Raw genomic sequence first — 3533 nt, 5'->3', positions numbered from 1 at the left:
CGGCCTTCGGCACGGTTTCCGTGCGGGAAAACGCGCTGAAGGAGGCTTCGGCCAGCGCGGCGGCGTCACCGGAAGAAACGGCCATGCCCATCTCAACCTTTTCGGCCATCGGAAGGGTGACCTGGGCGATATTGGTCCAGCTTTGTCCATCCGGGGAGCACTGCCCGACAAAGAGATCCCCCCTGCGAACCAGTTTGGCATAGGGCCCGTGGGCCGGGTCGAGGGTTCCAGCCGTCTGCAGGCTGCCGTCGGTCGCCGCGCGGTAGACCATCTGCATCTGTCCCGCCGGATCGCGCACGACCGCGACCATGCGGGCACCGGCCACCAGGATCGTGCCGTTGCTGTAGGCGGCCGTGTAGTCTTCCGCCCAATTTGCGTAGGTTGTTTCCGGTTCGTTTCGCTCCCGGAACATCACCCCGGCCCGGGCCTCGGCATGGGTATTTTCCAAGGAATCAACGCACGCGGCAACCGCTCCGTTTCCATAATGCAGATCGGAGAGGAAGAAGAAATGATCCGCCGTGCCGGAGAGGTTTCCGCCGCCCCGGAGCGTGTAGGTGTTATCGGTGGCGGAAGCCCCGCTGCCGGCGAGCGCCGGACTGCCGACATCGTTCTTCCACATGATCCGGCTCAGTTTGCCGCCCGAATCGGTTTCCAGGTCGAGATAGAGGTCGCAGCGTTCGAAGCTCCGCGAATAGATGAAATTATCCTTGATGGCATCCCCCAGCGGGGCGCCCAGCGGTCGGTTGAACTGGTCATAGTAGTCGGTAATCCACTGCCAATCCGCGTTCGAGGCATCGACCGTCTTCTGGTGGTAAAAGTAGGCGTATTTTTCCGCATAGGCCAAGTAATAGCCCAGGGTGGCATCAACGGCATCTTCCATTTCACGCCGGTTGTTGCTCGAATCAGAGGGATTCCTCAGCATCGTCAGTTTTTGGTTTTTCCCGCTTTCCTGGGCCATTGCAATGGCCGTTGCGATCGCGGAGGGACTCCCGCCCGACGTATACCCTTCCCGATACGTTCCGTCCAGATAGGCGATGCGCGAACGATTATCGCCATTGTTGTTCATGCAGAAATTCCAGTCGGCAGACCCTTCGTAGAGGGGATGCAGCATACTGGTCGGGACGCCCGTTTTGTCGATGAAATAGCCGTCGATCGGAGAGCCGTGTTCCCAGTTCTCGAAATCCTGGAACGGCGTGACGCCATCGGTCGCATATCCTTCCACCAGTCCCATGATTTTGTGGCAACACCCCACCCACCAGTCGACGAAATCGGGATTGCTTCGCTCGTAGGTCGGCCAGTCCCGGATCGTGTAGGTGGGGTCGATCCATGCCGCCCAATTGTCCGGCTCATAGATCGCCGCATCGATTCCAAAGCTTCCGTAAAAGATTCGCGAGTTCCAGTAGAAGACCACCTTGAGGTCGGGATTATGGCTTTTGAGTTCCGAGGCCTTTTCATAATAGCCCTGGATATTTCCGTTGGCCTTTTCCAGCACGACAAAATCATAGCGGTTGGCAACGCGCCTTGCTTCGTCGTCCGTAAAAGAGGAGCTTCCATTGCGGATCAGCATGGTTCTGGGGATTCGGTTCCAGGAAAACCTGGGGAATGCCTGGGCGAGCTTTTCCGGCGTGGTGGGTTCATAAGGGGTTGGCGAAGCCACCTGCACGATGTCGGCCAACGGATACTCCGGATCTTCCACCGTCAGCGCCGGGTTTCTCACCACGAAGCTGAAGTTGACCTCCGAAATGGCCCACTGCCTGGCCCCCGTATTGCTGCCCGCCCCGGTGACGGAAAACGCGTCCCCGCCAATGCCATAGGTCTCGCTGGGTTGCTGAAAACTCGCGGTGGCCAGATTCGTTCCCTCTCCGAAAATGATTTTATGGGCATACCCCCCATTGGTCTCGAGGACTTTCATGTTCGTGAATTGGTTTTCCAGCACGAGTCCGCCCGTCGCAAGGCCGACGCCGTCCACCGTGAAATCCTGCTGGGTCATCCGGATCGACTGGCCCGCATCGATATCATAATCGCCGCCGACGCCCCAGTTGTTGTTGATGTCCGTCGGCGAAGACGCAGCGCCCAGCGACGACACCGTGGCATTGTTGACGACATAGAGATAGTCGGCGTTATTAAACGCATCGACCACCACGCTGAACTGCAGGGTTTCCGCTTCATCGCCGCCGATCAGGTTGTTGCCGGTCCAAGTAATCCGATACACCCAGTTCGAGCCGTTGTCCACCCGCGTGCAGGAAAGCTCCGGCGAACTCAGATTCACGCTGCGGTATCCGTTGGCCAGCACCAGATCCGTGCTTGCGCCGGACTCCGTCCCGGCCTGCGGCTTCAGCGTCACCCAGAAATGGCTGTTGCGACCGGAATTGTTCGAGGCCTCGCCGTACAGCGCCACTTTGTCGATTGCCGCCAACGTATGCTCGGTCGCGTTCGTGCCGCGGCCCCAGGCGTAGATGCGGAATTCCGTGGCGTCGGCAATGAATTCATAGGCCGTGCCCGTCAAATCCACACGCACCCCGTTATAGGCCCCGGTAAGCCCAACGACATTGGTAACGATGGCCGCACTGCCGATGAGGGTTCCCGATCCGTCGGTGACGCCGTATTCGCCCACCGAATGAGCATCCGCTTTGGCGGCCTTGAAGGAGAGCTTGGTCAAATGAAACCCGGTTCCGGCGTCTGGCGTCACCGTGAACGAGACATAGTGATCGCCGGCAACGGCCTCCGCGAATGAAGACGCGGTCGCATCATCCACCCCGATCCCCACGGCACCGAGCAGGTTCGTCGTGCCGAAGACCTCGCCATCGGCCGCCACCCCGCTGTTATCTCCGATTGCAGCCTCGAATGCGATCCCCATCGGGGAGGTCACCGGACTCGCCGAAAGCTTTTCGGCAATCGTTGTTGCCGCGCTCTGGTCCGCGGCCGTTGCATCGAAATCATAGCCCGCCAAAATCGTTTTCTTGGCGGCCGTTCCGTTGAGCACCACTTTGTCGAACAGGGTGACGGAATCCGTGCTTTCACCGCCCCCGTAAACGTAGAGGCGAAAAGTAACCGCCTCGTCCACATCCTGGAACCTGGCATCCGACAGATCGATCCCGATATTGTTGGAGTCTCCGTTCCAGGTGCCCACGTCGGTCGTCTGCCCCGTCGCAAGCTCCGCCCCGCCGGCATAGCCGTCGATCGACGAGAACAATGCCCAGCGCTCCGCCGAGTTGACCACCGATTGGACGAAGGTCCGGAACGTCAACGATTCCAAATTCAGCTTATACCCGGCATTCGGGGTGAGGGTGAACTCCAGGTAGTCATTGCCTTGAATCGCGCCGGAAAGATCGTTTGTGTCGTTCACAGCGTCGAAACCGAAATCCGCGCCCGAGCCCCCGAACGCGAATTTGTTCGTCGTCCCAAAGGGATTTCCTTCCGCATCCAGCCCATCGGCCGGCGCATAGGTAAGATCATAGCGGGCACTCAGGCCAATCCCGGTCGTAAAATCGGAAGCGGTCACGTTGATGCCCTGAACATTGGCCTCCGGCGTG

Annotated in this window: 1 protein-coding gene; it reads right to left on the bottom strand. The window is 59.4% G+C overall.

What is annotated here, in order from left to right:
- A partial coding sequence (locus ABYO54_RS15295; protein ID WP_372809104.1) for a putative glycoside hydrolase occupies positions 1 to 3533 on the bottom strand: 3533 nt, incomplete at both ends.

Origin of the sequence: Pontiella sp. (assembly GCF_041622395.1) — a bacterium.
Taxonomy (GTDB): domain Bacteria; phylum Verrucomicrobiota; class Kiritimatiellia; order Kiritimatiellales; family Pontiellaceae; genus Pontiella.
This window is presented reverse-complemented; position numbering and strand designations above follow the sequence as displayed.